This window comes from Treponema sp. HNW (genome assembly GCF_050320395.1).
Lineage (GTDB): Bacteria > Spirochaetota > Spirochaetia > Treponematales > Treponemataceae > Treponema_C.
In genome coordinates, this window is sequence record NZ_CP144459.1 from 1020724 (window position 1) to 1038814 (window position 18091).

Here is an 18091-nt window from a genome sequence, read left to right on the forward strand (position 1 = left end):
TTTATTTTTACGACAAGCCGCCTCTTAACGGCACCTGTTTAACCGCCTTATTTTGTTTTGACACGCGAATCGTTTGCGATACTTTCAAAAAAGGCTTTGACGTATTTGGGGCCGTTTGCGGCGGCATCGTCGAAATCGTACATAATCGTTTCAATTTTATCCAAACCGGCTTTAACGGCTGCGGCAACGGGTTTTGCGTTATCGATAACGAGGAACTGATAGGCTCCGTTTTCCTGTGCGAGGTTTACGCACGCCGGGGAAAGGGCATATTCAATGAATTTTTTGGCATTATCCATATTTTTTGCACCTTTGAATATCGCCGTAGCTCCGATTTCGTAGCTGGTGCCGGAGGCGGGGGCGGTCATACCGATGTTATCGTAACCGTTGTCTACAATCTGATATACGACATCGTGCAAAAAGCCGATACCGATGACTATTTCGCCGGTGGGAACGAGTTTTGAAGGGCCGGAGCCGGACTTGGTATACTGGGCGATGTTTTTATCCAAAGCCTTAAAATATTCCATAGCCGCTTTTTCGCCGCGCATTTGAACGATGGTATTTACGATAAGTTTTCCCGTTCCGGCGGTGTTCGGGTTTGCAAAGGAAATAAGTCCCTTGTATTCGGGCTTTAATAAATCGTCCCAGTCTTTCGGCGGCTGAATCTTTAAGCGGGCCAATTCTTCTTTGTTCCAAAAGAAACCAAGAATACCGCGGTAAATACCGTGCCAATTGTCGTTTTTGTCCTTGTACTGACTGCCGACCAGGTGTTTTGCATTTTCGGCTTTGTACGGCATAAGAAGGCCCTTGCGTGCAGCCATGTTATAGGGGTCGGTGGTGCCGCCGAACCATACGTCGGCTGAAGGATTACCCTTTTCTTCCTCAATCTTTGTGTATACTTCACCGGTAGACAAGCGCTGGAAGGTGGTTTTTACACCGGTCAAATTCTCAAATTCCGCGCAGATGGCGGCGAGGTGTTCTTCTTCGCAGGAACCGTATACAACCAGTTCTCCCGCATTTTTGTCTTTTGCTCCGCCGGCAAATAAAACTGCGGCAATCAAAAGGCAAACCGACAATACCGATACTTTTTTCATCGGATACTCCTTAAAAGATAAGATTGCATGATAATCATGCTTTTTTTGTTTATTCAGTATAAACCCGTTTATGCTAAAGTGCAAGGCGAAAAGACCGCTTTTTTCGTGAAATTTTTCCCGATATGGTATTTGAAAATGATGAATGGTGTGTCTCAATGAAATGTTTATTTTAAGAGGTGTACATAACATCTAAAATATAATCATATTAATCGATAAATAACTAGAGAAATGGAATATAATAAATGGGAAATATAAGTGATAACAAGTTACATAGTCGAAGTACAAAAGTTTGGAAAGTCGGCTCCCGATGGGGAAATATTCCGGTTTTCGATATATTTTGGAAACAGAAAATTATATTTGTCGGAAATGCAAAAGTCCTTTAAAGAGCAAAGTAAAGCGGAATCATTATGTGGCAATACTAAGGGAAAAACGATAATTGCTATAGCTAAAACGACAGAAGACGGAAAACATATAACTGAAAAAGATATTGAGCCTAAGCATATTAAAATACTGAAAGCCCCATCCTTCTTTACACATGCGGAAGGTGCTAGGTACCATATAATTAAGTTAGATCAAAAAGACAGGTTTTCCTATGCAGCAAGAAGAGCATTTTGTGAAGCAAATAAAAAATGTAAATTATAGTTCTAATCAAGCATCCGTCAAATTTTTTTTCATGGACTGAATGATAGATGTATGATTTCTGTAATGAAAAAAGATTGCGAAGCGGTACTTCATGAGGTTTAGCAAATCCCGGAGACACTTTGCGAATACATGATTGAAGATGCTGAATATTTATGGAACGGCTGCAAAGAAATCCCTGATGGTTTTACATCTGCAAAAATTAAAGTTATACAACAATAATATAACTTTTCAAAAATTGATTTCTATAAAGCAATTATCTTTTTGAAGTTTAACTTTGCAAAAGAATTCTTTAACATGAGAACAAAAATAAAATAAAAATCCGTTAATACGTGAAATCCTGTGTCTAATTGCAGTGAGCACGGACATTCACTTGTCGAAAACCCTATTCCTGTGCTATTATAAAGAAACGCTGATTGATTGGTACAGGAGTTTGATTTAATGAAAGAATTTGTGTCGTCCGATATGATACGCAATAATGCTTTAAAAATGGCGCATCGTATTGTTCAGGACGGTTTTATTCCCGATGTTATTTACGTGTCGCTCAGGGGCGGGGCTTACGTTGCCAACGTTTTGAGTGAATATTTTAAACTTGCGCGAAAGGACGTGCATCCGGTTTTATATGCCGCCGTTGTTGCCCGTTCGTACTCCGATATACGCTGTCACAGCCGCGTTATGGTTGACGGGTGGACGTATTCGCCCGAGCACTTGCGCCCCGGTGACCGTATCCTCCTTGTCGACGATATTTTCGATACCGGAAAAACAATCAATCACTTGGTTGAAATCCTTTTGGAAAAGGGTATTCCGCGCAAGGATATAAAGGTCGCCGTCCATGATTACAAGTATTTTACCGAGCTTGAAGAACAGCTTCCGATTCAGCCCGATTATTGGTGCCGCAAATTTACCCTGCCGAACCGCGAAAAAGATGATTGGCTTCATTATTTAAGCCATGAACTGGTCGGTTTAACGGCGGAAGAACGCGAGCAATATTATTACGCTTCCGATCCCGAATTGCGCGAGGTTTTGGAGCCTCTGTTTTCGGACAATCAGGCTTGAAAAGCAAGGAACTGTCCGGCATGGGGAACTGTGGAGAAAGGATATGAAACAAAAAGGCTTTTTCCGTTCATGCTTATTTTTAACCGCGTTTTTATGCTTCGGTTCTTGTGCCTTTTCCTTGTATGCGCAAACCGTCTCTCCCGTTTTAAGTCCTGCCGAGGGTGTGTGGGCAAATTATCAAAGTTTGGTACTCGATTTACCCGCGGGAGCCGAAGCCTTTTATTCTTTGAACGGGGAAGACCCGGTTGTTTCGGGCTTTGCCTATGACGGTCCCGTTGTATTGAATGTGAGCGGAAATGTCCGCCTTTTGCTTGTTACCGTAGAATCTTCAGGTACCGTACGGCGTTTTGAAATTCCGTATACCGTTGTTATAAAAGAAACCCCGTCTTATATCCGTGACGCCCTTGAGCGTTCGGCCGCTTCGCCTGCGAAATCCCTTAACGCTGCTTCCTCGGTAAACGGCGCTTTGATGGACATCAACGCTTCCTGCTTTATAGACATACCGCAGAATATTTCGTATACGATAGGAAATACCGGCCGTTTTTTTTCGGGCCGCCGTCTCGGTTTGAGCGAGCCTACGGTATTTGAACGCTATGTACCCCTTGTTATCTATGACGGAGAGCTCCCGTTCCGCTATGTATTGCGTACCGGAGGCGATGCGGGTACAGCGGGAGCGGAAATTGCTGGCGAATACACTGCTCAAACCGATGTAAAGCCCCCGATCGAATTTATCGATTGGAACTACGCCCTCTTTAATACGCAAAAACCCCTTGTGTACTCTATTGACGGGCAAGCCGTTCGTGTAAGCGAATCGGGTAAGATACACATAGAGCGCAGTAAAGACAGGAGTATACGCTGGGCACAGGGAGAACCGAAAAACCTGCGCATGGACGATTCCGCTGATTTTAATACTTTTTTTGTTCCTGCACGTCCGGAACTGAGAGGAGAGCCTTCTCATGCGGTTGTCAATACTGCCGTACGCTTGTCATTTTCGGCTCCCGATTTTTTATTTTGCATAACCGCCAAAGACGGGCAAAAACGCTATACGCCGGTCTTTATTGTCGATGTTCTTGAAGGCGATGCATTGGGTTTTTCGCAAAATATCGATGTGTATTACAGGGGAGTACGGCAGGGCAGTGTACGTCCATCCTTTATAATCGATAAGATTCCGCCTTTACCTCCCGTGTTTGTTTCCTCCGAAATCGATTTTTATGCGCGCAATCCCCTTCAGTTGACTTTAAAAAGCGATGCCGATGTCTATTATTATGCTGCGCCCGTTATAAAATCGAAAACCGGATTTTCCGCCTCCGATATTCAAAAAATCAATGATGAAGCTCCGAGCGTCAAAGATGAAGATTTTGTGCGGCTTTCGGGAAAAAATCCGTATTTAAAGGCCGGAGAAAAAGATGCGCTTTTATATACCCTTTATGCATACAGCCGCGATACTGCGGGTAATCGAAGCGATACGGTACGTTTTCAAACGGTTGTAGATACGGTTAATTATTATGCGGCAGCAGACGGCGCATCGGAAGCTGCGGACGGTTCTCCCGATAAGCCCTTTGCGGATTTTCCGAGCCTCTATGGGGCGCTGCAAAAGTCTCCCGCTTCGTTTACGCGCTGTTTTATGAGCGGTTCTTTTACCGGAGTTCATGCTCTTGAATTCAACCGTGATACACAGATAATCGGTGACGGAAATACGCGCCTCGTATTTGAAAAGGGAGGCTTTCTTAAAATCACCGATGCTTCTTTTTCTTTAGAGCATTCCAGTCTTGAGCAGCATTTCGGCGGCCCGAGCGATGTTTTTCAAAACCGTTTGATAGAAGCGGAAAACGCCCGTCTCTTTTTTTCGGGAGCCGAACTGATTTGTAAAGACGGGAACAGCGCCTCCTGCATTGCCTTAAATAATTCTTCGCTTTTTATGGAAGATTCGGGCATAAGTGTGGAAGCTGCAGTCTATGCGGAAGCCGTGAGTGCTCATGCTTCGGTTGCGGAATTAAAGAATCTGCGTACTCTGGTGATTGCACCTACGGCTTTGGGCTTAAAAAGTCTGCGCAGTTCGGCGGTAATAGAAGACTCCTCGTTTACGCTCATGGGAAAGCTTGTACGAGCCCTTGAATTTACCGATTCGGGATTTACGCTGAACTCAAACCGCTTTATTGCAGAAAATCCGGCAGCGTTTTTAGAGTCGCAAAAGCTTTTTTCGGGTAAGACGGGAGCAGCCTCTGCCGTGTGGTCGAATACTCCTTTGGGCGGCAATGCGGCTCTGAAATCGAACTCTTCTTCAGTTCCGCCCGAGACGAATATTTATAGCGGTTTTTCTTCGCTGTACAGCGGTTTGACATCCGGCGGCTTGGCACCCGGCAGCTTATAGGCTTTGTATGCGTTTGATATGCGGCTTGGATGAGGCGGGAAGGGGACCCCTTGCAGGACCGGTAACCGCTGCGGCGGTTTTTCTTCCCGACGATTTTCCCCTTGAAATTTTAAACGATTCCAAAAAGCTGTCCGAAAAAAAGCGTTTTGCCGCTGAAGCCGTGATAAAAGAAAAAGCTCTCGCCTGGGCGGTGGCTTCGGTCGGCGAAAAAGAAATAGACCGCATCAATATTTTACAGGCAAGCTTACTCGCGATGAAACAGGCCTTTGAGCAGGCCCTTGAAAAACTGTATACAAAATTGTGTGCGGTTTTTTGTACGGGCGTTCCTGCCTGCGATTTTTCGATTCTTTGTATAGCCGACGGCAATGCCCGGCCGGACGTAGACCCTATAAAACTAACCGGTGTACATACGGACGGGGCACATATCGACATCGTATGCGAAGCGCGCGTTAAAGCCGACGCCGAAATCCCCGCCGTTATGGCCGCCTCTATTTTGGCAAAAACCGAGCGCGACCGCATTATGTGCGCCTACGCACAACTGTATCCCGCATACGGCTACGAAAAACACAAGGGCTATCCTACCTCCTTACACCGCAAAATCTGCCGCGAAATCGGCCCCTCTCCCATCCAGCGCATGAGCTTTTCGTATTGAGGGGGCCTTTTTCACCGGAACGGGCCGGCATATTATAAAAAAATCTATTTTAAGTAAAAAAAATGATTGATTATTTTACTTAGAAATGATACGTCTGTTCTAAGTAAAGAGAATTTTACTTAAAAGGTAAAAATCATGAAAATAGAAATAAATATTATGAACTCCTTAACAATGTCCGTACAAAGGGAGAGTTTGAAGCATGGATTAAGTTTTTTATGCAAGGAATATGCGAAGTATCTGAAAATGCAATTTTCTCAATACAAAAGATTATAAAATTAAAAAATGACGATACGGAAAAAATTCGTACCATACAAAAAGGAAATGTTTCCAATCTTCTGTCAGTGTATGAGTATGCACTAAAACATCCGTTTTTAAAAACGGAAGATGTTAGACACTTATTGAGTTTAAGTAAACCGACTGTAAATAAACTGTTGGAAACTTTAACGGAACTTAAAATTTTAGAATTGGTTGAAGATAAGCAGAGGTATAAACAATATGTATATAGACAGTATGTTGATATCCTCTCTGAAGGAACAACAGATTATTTTTAAAAGCCTATAAGCCTGAGGTGCTAAAATATAAAAGCCGTTATTGTGGAGTGGGTTTTAGTGCGATTTTTTTGTAAGAATATTAGGAGTCCTTTTATGAACAAAAATTTTTCATTAAGCGATATCGGAATAAAAATGAGCTATGAACTCACATTTATTCAGATTTTTATAATTATAATGTGAGGATTATATGGATTGGCAAAACTTATTTTCCGATAAAGTAACGGCACGCGGATTTGATTATTATAATGCAGGAGCAGTAGAAAAATTTAAAAAAGAAGGCAATACCATTACCGCTTCCGTTGTCGGCAATGAGGTTTATGATGTTGAAATTATCTTATCCGGCGGCCGCATAAACAATATGTATTGCTCCTGTCCCTATGCATCCGAAGGACACACGTGCAAACACATGGCGGCGGTTTTATACCGTGCGGATGAGAATCCCTTTGATGATACTCCTTCTACTGATACTCCGTCTGTCGCAAAAAACGATTCCGTCAAAACCCTTGTGGAAAATGCCGATGCCGAAACGGTAAACCGCTTTGTAATTGATGTTTTAAAAAAAAATGAAATGCTGCGTGAAACATTTAAAATACTGTGTAATCCCGATATCTCCGATATCGATGTTAAAATTCTAAAAAAAGAAATAAATTCCGTTTGTAAGCGCAATGCCGACAGGCACGGTTTTATTTCATATAGTGATGCACGGTATTTTGAGCGGGAATTGTATGAATTTTTGGAAGAGAAGGTGGGGGCTTTGATTCAAAGGGGGGGCATATAATCCCGCTTTTGAACTTATCCGCTACTCTTTTATGAAATTATGCAGTGTTAATATTGACGATTCGGACGGTGTTCTCTCCTCTTTGGCTTTGGTTTGTGCTGATTTGTGGCGTGATTTATTTTTGCTTTGCGGTACGGATTTAAAGCAAGCGATGTATAAACAAATAAAAAAAATACTTGAAAAAGATATTCCCGATTACATGGAAGAGTATATCGAGAGAGTGTTGTTTGATAATTTTTCCGAAAATGACTTTTTACATGATAAACTGATTTTATGCGACACACATATACGTCTTTTATCGGAACCGGGCAGTGATTCTCAAAATGAGCGTGCCTCATATATCGAGTCATTGTTTTCTACGGATGATTACAATATTTCCAAATGGGTTCAGTATCGTATTCAGGTGATGAAACAGCTTTTATTTGCGCAAGAGGATATAGATGCATATTGTAAGCGGTATATGGGTTTTACCGATATAAGAACATACTATATTGAAGAATGTATAAGGACAGAGCGCCTTGATGAAGCGATCGTGCTTCTTGATGAGGGCAAAGAGCTATTTAAAAATCTTCCGGGCATTGTGCATAAGTACAGTTACATATTAAAAGACCTGTATTTAAAAACAAATCGAGCGGAAGATTATAAACGGGAATTATGGAATCTGGTGCTGAAATATGCTAGGGGTGATTTTGAAATATATAAAGAACTGAAAATTCTGTATACCGAAGATGAATGGAAAAACGAACGCGAAAAGATTTTTGCCTACGCAAGAAATGTGTATACACTCTATGACTATGAGGGGCTTTACGACAGGATTTTGGATAAAGCCTTACATCAGGATGGACTCTATTATATTATATACTATGAGGATAAAATAAGGGATTTGGATCCCGAGGGGATACTGAAAAAATATGAAGCCGTAATACGCTCAATGGCTGAGCCGGTTTCGGGAAGAGCCGTCTACGGGGAAATTGCCGGTTATTTAAAGCGGATGAAGTCCTATTCCGGCGGAAAAGAAATCGTAAAAGGTATTTTGGAAGAGTTCCGTATCACGTATAAAAATCGTCCCGCAATGATGGATGAGTTGAGCCGCGTGAAGGTATAACGGAGTCCGGCTTATTTTTTTGCAATTCGATATAAGAGATAATGTCAAAATCGTCGTCTGAAGACAGGCGGACTAAGAGTTTCGCATTGGCTTTTACATAGTTTTTTATTTTTTGCACGTGCCCAACGCTGAGAGGGAGGGGTGCCCCTTGTGCCGATATCTTCGGTGCGGTTCCGTTTACGGTTATCGGAATACAAAACTTTGACGGCATTTTCTTATCGCCCGTGTCGGCTTGAAAACGCAAAAAATTACTGCCGCTTTTTTTCCATACGCCGTTTTCATCGACAAAAATATGTACGGGCAGATCCGTGATGTGTTTAGGCAAACAGGTTCCTGCCTGTATAATGGCACGGTTTTCTCGCCGGTTATCTTTTATGTTCACGGGCATGGGGAATTGATACTGCAGTTCGTATACAAAACGGGTATTAAAAAGCGAAAGAGAAAAGGCTTTGATGAGTTGAAACTTCATACCGCAGGTGAGACGGTTTCCGAAATAGATAATCGACCTTTTATGCACGGTATCGAAAACAACTTCGCCCATCGGAGGAGGCATTGCTTCTTTGTCGTCAAACTGAAAAAGATTTTTCACTTTATTCCGATAGTCAGCCGCCTCCTTTGAACACAGAATCCATTTCCAATACCGTTTCCCCTCTTGCAGATTTTCTTTGCAGATATGAATAATTTCGCTGCCGCGAGAGTTAAGGCAATAAAAGCCTATTGAGGGGGAAGCACTGCAGTCTTTTTTATAACGGAGTGTACGGCGGATCATTGCAATTACTTCCTTTTTATACGGCTCGTTTTTTTTCATATCTTAATCTTTGTACTGCATAGCCCACAGCCGGTTTCCCTTAGTTTCGCTTTGTAAAAAGGGAATGAGCTGCGAAAGAAGTTCGTAACCGTCATCCGTTTGCAGTGTAAAGAGGCTTTTGCCGTCTTTCGTGTCGATAACTTTTGCCGCTTTTTTTCATAAGTCTTCGGCAGCGGCTTTTGGTGCGGCTCTGTCTTTCCGTATCTTTCGGAAACAGCCTGTCTGCAGCCTTATGCAGGTTTTCTCCCCCGGGTTTTTCCACAGTGCGTTCAGGCGGCATATCGTCAATCGGGTTTTGCCGAGCGCTTTCGGCGGAAGTATTGTCGATATAGGTAACGGGAGGGCTTTCCATAAGTTCAGTCGTACTTTTTGGCTTTTGCGCTTCATAGAGCGAGATTTTGTTGGAAATGGAGCCTTCTTCATAGGCCGCCCGTTTATGAGCGATAAGTTTTTTTTCAAAGGCTTCATCATCAATCCTGAAAATCGCTGTCTTGTATAGGTTTTTGCGAGGTGGGAAAAAGAGGCTGGGGGGCTGCCCTGTAGAACCGACGTTTTCAGACAGCCCTCTTTATTATCAATAATTATTACTATCCAGCCATGTTTTAAATTGCTGTTTGGCATTTTTCATGGTAATTACATCGGTGATAAGCGTTTCACCTTTATCATTGGCTACAGCATAATTTATTTTATGCGGTAACCCATTGGGATAATGCACGCCGAATTTAGTGAGCTGGGAGTTTGCATCATTGGAATCGGAAACCCATAATGCGGTTATATTTTCATCGGCATCGAATTCAACACCCCAGACGGTAACTACATGAAGACCGGCTTTTCCCAATATAAACTGCACTGCAAAAGCGTTGTGTTCGTCAAGTGCAGCCTTTATTGTTTTTTTAAACTCCTGTTTATCATGTGCATAACTCGGTTTTATAAGCTCATTTAAATCGGAAAATATACCTTTTACAATACCGGGAGCCGGTTCTGAACTATACTGAGGGGTTAGCTCTCCTCCGGCAGTCATACCCAATAAATACCAGCCGACAGCACTATTTAATGCAGTACCGTGCACATGATTTGTAAAACGTTTTCGGAACACATTGGCAACACCGCTTTTTCGCTCCGATAAATTTCTATTATATTCACCCAGATATAATTTATATTCATCAGTACCGGAAGATATGCCTTTTTGTTGAATAACACGCTTCAGGTTCTCTTCATTTTGCTTCATCCACCAATGTAACAGATCGGCGGTTGACATTGCCCAGCACATCTCACTATCTGTCTTATCTTGTGATTTTTTTGCATTAAACCACGTAGTCGTTGAAGTTTCTTTCCAGACACCATATTTGGGATTTACATTATGCCCGCCGTACTCCAATTCAGTGCCGGAAGGCGGCGTTATACCGTGCACCCATTCGGTTCTAAGTACAGGATTGGGATGAGCTTCTTGAATAATCGGTATTTCACGAATGAGTTTTGCTCTATTAGTGCTATCGCTTTTAAACACAAGATACGCCCTTCGCTCAAATGCCGATTTATTTTCTTCAATATCTACGGTAATTGTATCTTTTAGGCCGTTCGAAGCTGTTACCCGGTTCACCCAATTGCCTTTCCCGTCGGCATACCTAAGGGTACAATGATATACCGAATGAGCGGATTTTTTTGTAATAACCACTGCAGTCGAGTCAGTAGTATAGTCCGTTTTTATTTCCGTTTTATCGAAGTCAATGGTGGAATCGCTTTTTATCTGAAAGCCGGCGGAAACATATTTCTTTCCGTCAACCCAGACATTAAGGGTTTCGGCTCCCTTTTTCTTACCTGTAACAAGACCGTCTTCCGTAATAGAGACTCCGTCTCCGTGCTCATATCTGACTTTTTTGTCCGTAGCATTTTCCGGTTTAATAACGGGCTTCAATCTATACTGCTCCCCTACGTTAATTACTATGGTTTCAGGTATGGGCTTATCATTTACATCGTGAAGAACAACTTCAGTTACCGGAACATACTCCGGTATAAACGGAGCGGGTTGTCCGGAATTGTCCGGTTTTTGTGTATTCTGTGTATTCGGCTTCTTTTGGGAGCCGGCATTGCCGGGCTTAACTCCAACGGCCGGACAGCCTAAAAACAGCATAAGTGCCGCACTCAACACTGCTATAAAAAAGATTTTAGATTTTTTTGTATGAATCATAATATACTCCTTCAAAAATACGGGTATAATATTCGGCGAAATTTCAAGTGCTGTATGTTACATATTTTATTGAGAATAAATCCGCCGAATATAAGCTCAACGAACTGTTTGTTGAAACGAGGGAACAATACATAATTGCACTTAAAAGATACCGATAAAACGGGTTATTGTCAATGCACGGAGGTGCGCGTAAAAACCCTTGCACCCCCGCGCGTAAACTGTTATTATGCAGTATGAACCTGAACGATAAGCGCATAGAAGCCTATAAAAAAACGGCGGAAAGGCAGCGGGATACAAAGGCCGGCAAGCCCGATAAGGTGCGCACGTATATAGATGAACTGATGGAGCGCGACGGGCTTTTAAAGCTTGTAAAAAGCTCAAAAACGCCGACGCCTTCCGTGCCGCCCGCGTCGGGAGGGAAGGCCGAGTCTTCTGCGGCCGCAGCTCAGGCTGCAAAGCCGGCGTCTGGCGCCGCGTCGGCCGCGTCCGCCGCTCCGTCTTCGGGGACTGCATTCTCCGGTGTCCCTATCGGAACTGCCCTGCAAACCGAACGGGATTCGGTGTACCGCAGGGTTGCCAAATTCTTATTGCTTATCGGCGTAAACGAGGCGGCAAAGGTTATTCCCCATTTAACCGCCGAACAAACCGAAAAAATCATTCCCGAAATCGCTTCCATACGCAGTGTCGAAAAGGACGAAGCCGCCCTCATCTTTGCCGAGTTTCAATCCCTGTTGGAGCAGTCCCGCCAAACAGGCGGTGTACAAACGGCGCGCAGTATTTTGGAAAAAGCCTTCGGTGCCGATAAGGCTCAGGCTATGCTTTCAAAATCGGTTCCCTATCCCGAGGGGGTGCCCTTCGATTATTTGCAGGAAATAAGCGCCGAACGCCTTAACCTGCTTTTAAAGGACGAATCGATTCCTGTTCAAACCCTCGTACTTTCGCGCTTAAAACCCGCTCTTGCCGCCGATTTTATAAAGGCTTGCGGAAAGGAACGGCAAAAAGAAATCATAAGCCGCATGGCAAAGTTTCCCGCCGTTTCGACGGATGTGGTGAAACGGGTTGACCGCGCTATGCGTGAAAAACTGCAAAATCTGAGTACGGAAACGGGGTCGGCGATAGACGGCCGCGGAGCTTTGGCGGAAATATTGAAGAAGATGGAGCCGGGTGCGGAAAAATCGATTTTGTCGGTACTCGGCGAGCAGGATCCCGAATTGAGCGACGATTTGCGTAACCGCTTGTTTACGGTTGACGATATTATAAACGCCGACGACCGTTTTATACAAAATGTACTGCGCTCGATGAGTGATGACAATATAGTCCTGCTTATAGCAGGTAAAGAAGAGGCTTTTCGCACCAAAATTTTTCGTAATATGTCTAAAGGGCGAGGCGATGCGGTTTTGGAAGAAGAGCAGCTCAAACTTCCCGTCCGCAAAAAAGAAAGCGATGAGGCAACGCAGGCTTTTTTTGCCGTACTCAGGAGCGCATGGGAAGAAGGAAGATTAACAATCAAAGGAAGGGATGAGGATGTCTACGTATAAAAATTGGGAATTGATGCGAACCGAACAATTCGACGACTATAAGTCAAAGGGGCTTTTTTTCCGCCACATAAAAACGGGAATGGAAGTGTTCCATCTTTTAAACGACGATGAAGAAAACCTTTTTGCCTTCGGTTTTAAAACCTTAAATCCGAGTTCCGACGGAGCTGCCCACATTTTGGAGCATTCGGTGTTATGCGGTTCAAAGCGCTATCCTTTAAAAGATCCCTTTATGCAGTTAAACAGTCAAAGCGTAAAAACCTTTTTAAATGCGATGACCTTTCCCGATAAAACCCTCTATCCGGCCGCGTCCATGGTTAAAGCCGATTATTTTAATTTAATGGCAGTGTACGGTGATGCGGTATTTAATCCGCTTCTTTTAAAGGAAACCTTTGCTCAGGAAGCTCACCGCTTTGAAGCCGACGAGGACGGACGTATTTCAATACAGGGCGTTGTCTATAACGAGATGAAGGGGGCTTATTCGAGTTTTGACAGTATCGTATCGGACTGTGTAATCCGCTATGCCTTTCCCGATACTCCCTATGCCTTCGATTCGGGAGGAGACCCGGTTCACATTACCGATTTAACATTGGAAAAACTGAGAGCCTTTCATGCCGAGCATTACAGCCCCTCAAAATGCCGCCTCTTTTTATACGGGAATATTCCTTCCGAAACTCAGCTTGATTTTATCGAAGAACGCTTTTTATCCGGCCTCTTGCCGGAGGATGCGGAACCTCTGAAGGATTCGGCCCGTCACGCTTGTACCGAATCCGTGAGTGATTCGGAACGGAGCTTGTTCAAGTGTTCGTTTGATAAACCGCGTTTTGTTGAAGTGCCTGGGCCTGCCTGCGGGGGAGAGACGGGGGCAAGCGTTTTGCTTAACTGGGTATTCGGTCCTTCTTCCGATATGAATGAGTACATGGAAGCCGGTATTTTATCCGAACTTTTAATGGGACACGATGCATCTCCCCTTACAAAGGCCCTGGTCGAGTCGGGTTTGGGAGAAGACACCTCGCCCAACAGCGGCTTGGAAACCGAACTTGCCCGTTTAATACTTTCCTGCGGTATGCGCGGCGTAAAAAAACGCAATGCACATAAAATAGAAGAGTGCATTATGAAGGTGTTAAACGATATTGCCGCTTCCGGTTTTGATGCCTCCGATATTAAGGCGGCTCTTATGTCGGTTGATTTTTCACTGCGCGAAGTACAGCGTTCTTCGGGCCCCTGGTCATTAGTTCTTATGAGAAGGGCTTTCCGCGGCTGGCTGAGAGGAGGTGATCCTTTTTCAGCCCTGCACACTCGGGCGGCCTTTGAAAAGGTAAAGCAAAAAATCAAAGCTCCCGACGGAGGTGAATATCTTAAAAATCTGGTCAAACGCTTTTTAATCGATAATCCTCACCGTCTTTTACTGTCCGTTGTTCCCGATAAAGCCTACGATAAAAAACGCGAAAAAGCATACAAGGCCCAAAGCGCCGCATGTACGAGTTCGCCCGATACCTTAAAAAAAGAGCGGGAAGAACTTCAATCGTATCAGCAAAAAAACGATGAAGACCTGCGTTCTCTCATTCCGCACTTAAAGCCTTCGGACTTGGAAAAAAAGGTTGACATCATTCATACCGAAAAAACCGAAATAGGCGGTATTCCCGTTTTTGTGCATAATGAAACGACAAACGGAATCGTCTATATAAATGCCGCAATTCCGGTCGATATATTGGATGCTGCTGATTATCCTCTTTTACCCTTTTATGCCCAAGTGCTGACCAATACGGGCTTTAAGGGAATGAATTGGACCGAGGCTGCGGCAAAAACGGCGCAAATTACCGGAGGCTTCGGGGCTTCGGTGTTCACCTCGTCGATGACGCTCCGGGCAAAAAAACGCAGCCTTGCCGAAACGGATTCCCTTATGGGGCGCGATTGGCTTTTTCTCCGTGTCAAAACCCTCGCCGAATACGCAGCCGAGGGTATAGGCCTTTTATTCGATTGTTTTGAGAGTCCCGATTTTTCCGATACCAAAAGACTGCGCGACCTTGCCTTTGAGTACCGAAACGATTTTATGTCGTCTATTATTCCCGCCGGTCACAGCTATGCCGTTTCGCGCTGTGCATCTTCTTTAAGCCGTTCCAAAACGGTTGAAGAAATATGGAGCGGTTTATCGCAGCTGTATACGGCGCGCGCCCTTGCTTTGCAGGATATAAACGCTTTATCGGAAAAGCTGCAAAAGATTCACAACCGCCTGCTTTCTGCGGGCCTGTGCATCAATATCACTGTGGACGCGGAAGGCGTACAGAACTCTAAAAGCGCATTAAAACCCCGTCTTGCTTCTTTTAAAGCGCCCGCCTTATCCGCAGGTCTTCCGATGTTTTCCGAAGCGGGTATAAAAGACTTGTTTTCTTTAACCTGCCTTGACGGAACGGACGAATCGAAGGCTTCATTATCGGTGTATACGGCTCCCTCGGAAACGGGTTTTGCCGCCGCCGCTTTTGCTTCCTCGCCCTTCGGAACAAAGGAGTCGGTGTACGAAACCCTCTTTGCACATTGGTTTACAAATAACGTTTTATGGGAAAAAATACGCACCATCGGCGGCGCATACGGGGCCTTTGCCTACAGCGATGCATTGGAATGCGTGTTTTCTTTTGCCACCTATAGGGACCCCGATCCCCTGCGCTCTTTGGATACATTTGTCGATTCTCTGCAAAAGGCAGCCCGTGCCGATTTACCCAAAACGGTGCTTGAGCGCGCAATTACGGGCTGTTACAGTAAAGAAGTGCAGCCGCGTTCTCCCTCGTCGCGCGGTTTTACGGGTTTTATCCGCGCCTTATACGGTATTCGTGATGACGAGCGGGAAGAAAAAATCGCAGCGCTTTTGAGTGCCCAAGAGAAAGATGTCCGAAATGCCGCCGCTTCTTTAAGTGAACGTGCGCAAAAGGTCAAACAGGCCCTTATATGCGGAAACTATACGGGACAAGGAGGAATAATTATTCCCTTACCCCTCTATCCTACAACGGCGGAATTATCAGATGAGTAAAAACGGTTTACGAAAAAACAGTGCAATGCCCCGCGGCGTTTATAAAAAATACGGTTTTATGTGCTGGCGCCATGTATTTACCGGCGACAGTCTTAAAACGGGAAAAAGCAAAACTTTTTTTATAGAGTTTTTTATTATGAATCCCGCACGCTCTCCGCATGAACCGGTATTCGGCCAATTATATGAGCAAAAGATAAAAAAATATTATCCCTCATATATTATGGTAAAAGCCGGCTCATGGGGGAAAAACGGCTCTCAAATTCACGAATTTTATCCTGCCGAAGATGTACAGTATGCAAGGCGCCGCCTCAATTTAAATCTGAATTCCTTACACATAAGCGAAGATTCTTTATCCGGTTCGGTTTTTATGAATGAACACGATGTACGCATGCATCCCGAATACATGAGCGATGCCGGTTCCATGTCGTGGGATTTAAGCTTGCAAAAAAGTCTTCCCTATTCTTTTAACGAAGTGAATTGGTATATGCAGGGAATGAAAACCGAATACAAGGGCAGGGTGGTATATAACGATGAAGAATACAGTGTAAAGCCTGAAACCTCCTTCGGTTATGCGGATAAATTTTGGGGCCGCGATTTTACCAGCCCTTTTATGTATGTCGCTTCATCAAATGTACTCAGCGATATTACGCGCCGCCGCCTGACCGACTCCTGTTTTGCAATAGGGGGAGGCTGTTCAAAAAAAACGGGGGCGCGCAATCTTCCTTTTTACACGGCGGTGTTTTACTACGAAGGACTTTATTACGATTTCGGCTTAACCGCCCTGCGAAAAAAGAGCAGGGTAACATTTACATTCCGAGAGGGAAGTGAAGATTTGCATTGGCTTATCTGTGCGGAAAACGCAAAATACTTATTTGACGTGGATATCTATTGCCGTAAAGAAGATACCCTTTTTATGAACTACGAATCGCCTGTCGGAAATAAATACCACAACCGCTTATGGAGCTGCGGCAACGGAACCGGCGAAATAAAGTTTTTTCAAAAGGGCGGTAAAAAGCTTGAACTCATAGAATCCGCACACATCGAAAACTCGTTTTGCGAATACGGCGAATACGATATGATGGATTTTATATAAAAACCGTATTTATTGACTATCTTAAAAAAATATGATAATTTCTCTTTTATTAGTTATAACTAACAAAATTTCAAGGAGTTGTTATTGTATGAAAAAAACGGTTTGTGCCGCCGCGCTGTGTATTCTGCTTTTCACCGCAGCCGGCTATAGTCAAAAAAAAGCTAAGGACGCTTCCGCCCCTATAAAGGTGATAGACCAAAACAATATGGAAGTTACGATTCCCCAAAAACCGGAAAGAATCGTTCTTACCGCCCTTCCGCTTCCGAGTATCTATGCTTTAACGGGTGAACCCATAGAAAAACTGGTCGGTATGCATCCGGGGTCAACCAGCGCCATAAAAAATTCGGTTATGTCCGTTATGTTTCCCCGGCTTTTGAAAGTGCCGTCTAATTTCATAAACGGAACCGATATAAACATCGAAGAGCTGATGAAACTGCGCCCCGATGCGGTTATGTATTGGGCCGAATATATGAACCAGTATGAATTATTTAAATCGGCGGGTATTCCGGCTGTAGGCGTTAAAACGCAAGGCGGCGGCGATGTAATCGTAACTATGGAAAGCTGGCTGACCCTCATGGGAGATATGTTCGGAAAAAGTAAAAAAGTCGATGCCGTTTTGGCGTTCGGCAAGCAAGTGCAAAAGGATATTTTAACAAAAGTTGAAAAAATACCGGCCGACAAAAAACCGAAGGTTTTGTATGTATTCAACCACAGCTCCGATTCCATTTCGGTAAGCGGCAACGGTTTTTACGGCGGTAATTGGATTGAAAATACGGGCGGAATCAACGCTGCGCGCGAAATACAGGGACATTCGATTGTCAATATGGAACAAATCTATAAGTGGAATCCGGATATCATTATTTTAACCACCTTTACGGCGACCATGCCTGAAGATTTATATGAAAATAAAATACGCGGGCAAAATTGGAGTAACGTAAAGGCCGTTAAAAATAAAAAAGTATATAAAGAACCCCTCGGTGTATACCGCTGGTTTCCGCCTTCCGGAGATGCCCCGCTTATGTCAATGTGGATGGCAAACCTTATGCAAGGCGATGTATTTAAATACGATATGAAAAAAGAAATTAAAGACTATTATAAAAAATTCTATCAATATGAATTAACCGATGAACAGGTAAACGGTATTTTATCGGCCAACCCCGAAGCCGCCAAGGGGGCAGGGTTCGGAGGCAAGCACTGAT

15 protein-coding genes are annotated in these 18091 nt (G+C 44.0%); 11 read left to right on the top strand and 4 right to left on the bottom strand.

Translation table 11 applies throughout. The annotated features are described in order from the left end of the window. Positions 1 to 47 precede the first annotated feature (47 nt). On the bottom strand, positions 48 to 1091 hold the full coding sequence (locus V1L52_RS04780) for an ABC transporter substrate-binding protein (RefSeq protein WP_428771161.1): 1044 nt from the start codon (positions 1089 to 1091) through the stop codon (positions 48 to 50). A 366-nt stretch (positions 1092 to 1457) separates the two neighbouring features. Here V1L52_RS04780 and V1L52_RS04785 point away from each other — a divergent pair, with 366 nt between their 5' ends. The 7 genes from V1L52_RS04785 (at position 1458) to V1L52_RS04815 (ending at position 8243) form a co-directional block, all read left to right on the top strand. Next, on the top strand, positions 1458 to 1733 hold the full coding sequence (locus V1L52_RS04785; RefSeq protein ID WP_428771162.1) for a hypothetical protein: 276 nt from the start codon (positions 1458 to 1460) through the stop codon (positions 1731 to 1733). Positions 1734 to 2171: 438 nt separating this feature from the next. Beyond that, the gene (locus V1L52_RS04790; protein ID WP_428771163.1) at positions 2172 to 2786 is read left to right on the top strand and encodes a phosphoribosyltransferase; all 615 of its coding nucleotides are present in this window, start codon (positions 2172 to 2174) and stop codon (positions 2784 to 2786) included. Between the two features lie 43 nt (positions 2787 to 2829). After that, the gene (locus V1L52_RS04795; protein ID WP_428771164.1) at positions 2830 to 5157 is read left to right on the top strand and encodes a hypothetical protein; all 2328 of its coding nucleotides are present in this window, start codon (positions 2830 to 2832) and stop codon (positions 5155 to 5157) included. A 7-nt stretch (positions 5158 to 5164) separates the two neighbouring features. After that, complete coding sequence (locus V1L52_RS04800; protein WP_428771165.1) at positions 5165 to 5809, top strand: ribonuclease HII; 645 nt, start codon at positions 5165 to 5167, stop codon at positions 5807 to 5809. 215 nt (positions 5810 to 6024) lie between these two features. Next, a complete protein-coding gene (locus V1L52_RS04805) occupies positions 6025 to 6360 on the top strand; it encodes a hypothetical protein (RefSeq protein ID WP_428771166.1) in 336 nt (111 codons plus the stop codon). A 187-nt stretch (positions 6361 to 6547) separates the two neighbouring features. Continuing rightward, the gene (locus V1L52_RS04810; RefSeq protein WP_428771167.1) at positions 6548 to 7138 is read left to right on the top strand and encodes an SWIM zinc finger family protein; all 591 of its coding nucleotides are present in this window, start codon (positions 6548 to 6550) and stop codon (positions 7136 to 7138) included. A 31-nt stretch (positions 7139 to 7169) separates the two neighbouring features. Continuing rightward, complete coding sequence (locus V1L52_RS04815) at positions 7170 to 8243, top strand: hypothetical protein (RefSeq protein ID WP_428771168.1); 1074 nt, start codon at positions 7170 to 7172, stop codon at positions 8241 to 8243. Here V1L52_RS04815 and V1L52_RS04820 read toward each other — a convergent pair. From V1L52_RS04820 to V1L52_RS04830, 3 genes are all read right to left on the bottom strand, one after another. Further along, the gene (locus V1L52_RS04820; RefSeq protein ID WP_428771169.1) at positions 8188 to 9051 is read right to left on the bottom strand and encodes a hypothetical protein; all 864 of its coding nucleotides are present in this window, start codon (positions 9049 to 9051) and stop codon (positions 8188 to 8190) included. The genes V1L52_RS04815 and V1L52_RS04820 overlap by 56 nt on opposite strands. Before the next feature lie 91 nt (positions 9052 to 9142). After that, positions 9143 to 9403 carry a hypothetical protein gene (locus tag V1L52_RS04825; RefSeq protein ID WP_428771170.1) on the bottom strand — a complete coding sequence of 87 codons (261 nt, stop codon included), beginning with the start codon at positions 9401 to 9403 and terminating at the stop codon, positions 9143 to 9145. A 222-nt stretch (positions 9404 to 9625) separates the two neighbouring features. After that, positions 9626 to 11239, bottom strand: a complete 1614-nt coding sequence (locus tag V1L52_RS04830) for an IdeS/Mac family cysteine endopeptidase (protein WP_428771171.1) — start codon at positions 11237 to 11239, stop codon at positions 9626 to 9628. 233 nt (positions 11240 to 11472) lie between these two features. Between V1L52_RS04830 and V1L52_RS04835 the strand changes: the two genes are divergently transcribed. From V1L52_RS04835 to V1L52_RS04850, 4 genes are all read left to right on the top strand, one after another. Next, positions 11473 to 12777: a flagellar motor switch protein FliG gene (locus V1L52_RS04835; RefSeq protein ID WP_428771172.1), complete on the top strand. Its 1305-nt coding sequence runs from the start codon at positions 11473 to 11475 to the stop codon at positions 12775 to 12777. Beyond that, entirely contained in the window at positions 12764 to 15799 is a 3036-nt protein-coding gene (locus V1L52_RS04840; RefSeq protein ID WP_428771173.1) for an insulinase family protein, read from the top strand. Before V1L52_RS04835 ends, V1L52_RS04840 begins: the two co-directional genes overlap by 14 nt. Next, positions 15792 to 16892: a hypothetical protein gene (locus V1L52_RS04845; RefSeq protein ID WP_428771175.1), complete on the top strand. Its 1101-nt coding sequence runs from the start codon at positions 15792 to 15794 to the stop codon at positions 16890 to 16892. The genes V1L52_RS04840 and V1L52_RS04845 overlap by 8 nt, the downstream gene beginning before the upstream one ends. A gap of 88 nt (positions 16893 to 16980) precedes the next feature. Next, a complete protein-coding gene (locus V1L52_RS04850; RefSeq protein WP_428771177.1) occupies positions 16981 to 18090 on the top strand; it encodes an ABC transporter substrate-binding protein in 1110 nt (369 codons plus the stop codon). Position 18091 lies beyond the last annotated feature (1 nt).

Coding starts and splice junctions, on each gene's coding strand:
- V1L52_RS04780 (WP_428771161.1), bottom strand. CDS start 1,091: ATGAAAAAAGTATCGGTATTGTCGGTTTGCCTTTTGATTGCCGCAGTT.
- V1L52_RS04785 (WP_428771162.1), top strand. CDS start 1,458: ATGCAAAAGTCCTTTAAAGAGCAAAGTAAAGCGGAATCATTATGTGGC.
- V1L52_RS04790 (WP_428771163.1), top strand. CDS start 2,172: ATGAAAGAATTTGTGTCGTCCGATATGATACGCAATAATGCTTTAAAA.
- V1L52_RS04795 (WP_428771164.1), top strand. CDS start 2,830: ATGAAACAAAAAGGCTTTTTCCGTTCATGCTTATTTTTAACCGCGTTT.
- V1L52_RS04800 (WP_428771165.1), top strand. CDS start 5,165: ATGCGTTTGATATGCGGCTTGGATGAGGCGGGAAGGGGACCCCTTGCA.
- V1L52_RS04805 (WP_428771166.1), top strand. CDS start 6,025: ATGCAAGGAATATGCGAAGTATCTGAAAATGCAATTTTCTCAATACAA.
- V1L52_RS04810 (WP_428771167.1), top strand. CDS start 6,548: ATGGATTGGCAAAACTTATTTTCCGATAAAGTAACGGCACGCGGATTT.
- V1L52_RS04815 (WP_428771168.1), top strand. CDS start 7,170: ATGAAATTATGCAGTGTTAATATTGACGATTCGGACGGTGTTCTCTCC.
- V1L52_RS04820 (WP_428771169.1), bottom strand. CDS start 9,051: ATGAAAAAAAACGAGCCGTATAAAAAGGAAGTAATTGCAATGATCCGC.
- V1L52_RS04825 (WP_428771170.1), bottom strand. CDS start 9,403: ATGGAAAGCCCTCCCGTTACCTATATCGACAATACTTCCGCCGAAAGC.
- V1L52_RS04830 (WP_428771171.1), bottom strand. CDS start 11,239: ATGATTCATACAAAAAAATCTAAAATCTTTTTTATAGCAGTGTTGAGT.
- V1L52_RS04835 (WP_428771172.1), top strand. CDS start 11,473: ATGAACCTGAACGATAAGCGCATAGAAGCCTATAAAAAAACGGCGGAA.
- V1L52_RS04840 (WP_428771173.1), top strand. CDS start 12,764: ATGTCTACGTATAAAAATTGGGAATTGATGCGAACCGAACAATTCGAC.
- V1L52_RS04845 (WP_428771175.1), top strand. CDS start 15,792: ATGAGTAAAAACGGTTTACGAAAAAACAGTGCAATGCCCCGCGGCGTT.
- V1L52_RS04850 (WP_428771177.1), top strand. CDS start 16,981: ATGAAAAAAACGGTTTGTGCCGCCGCGCTGTGTATTCTGCTTTTCACC.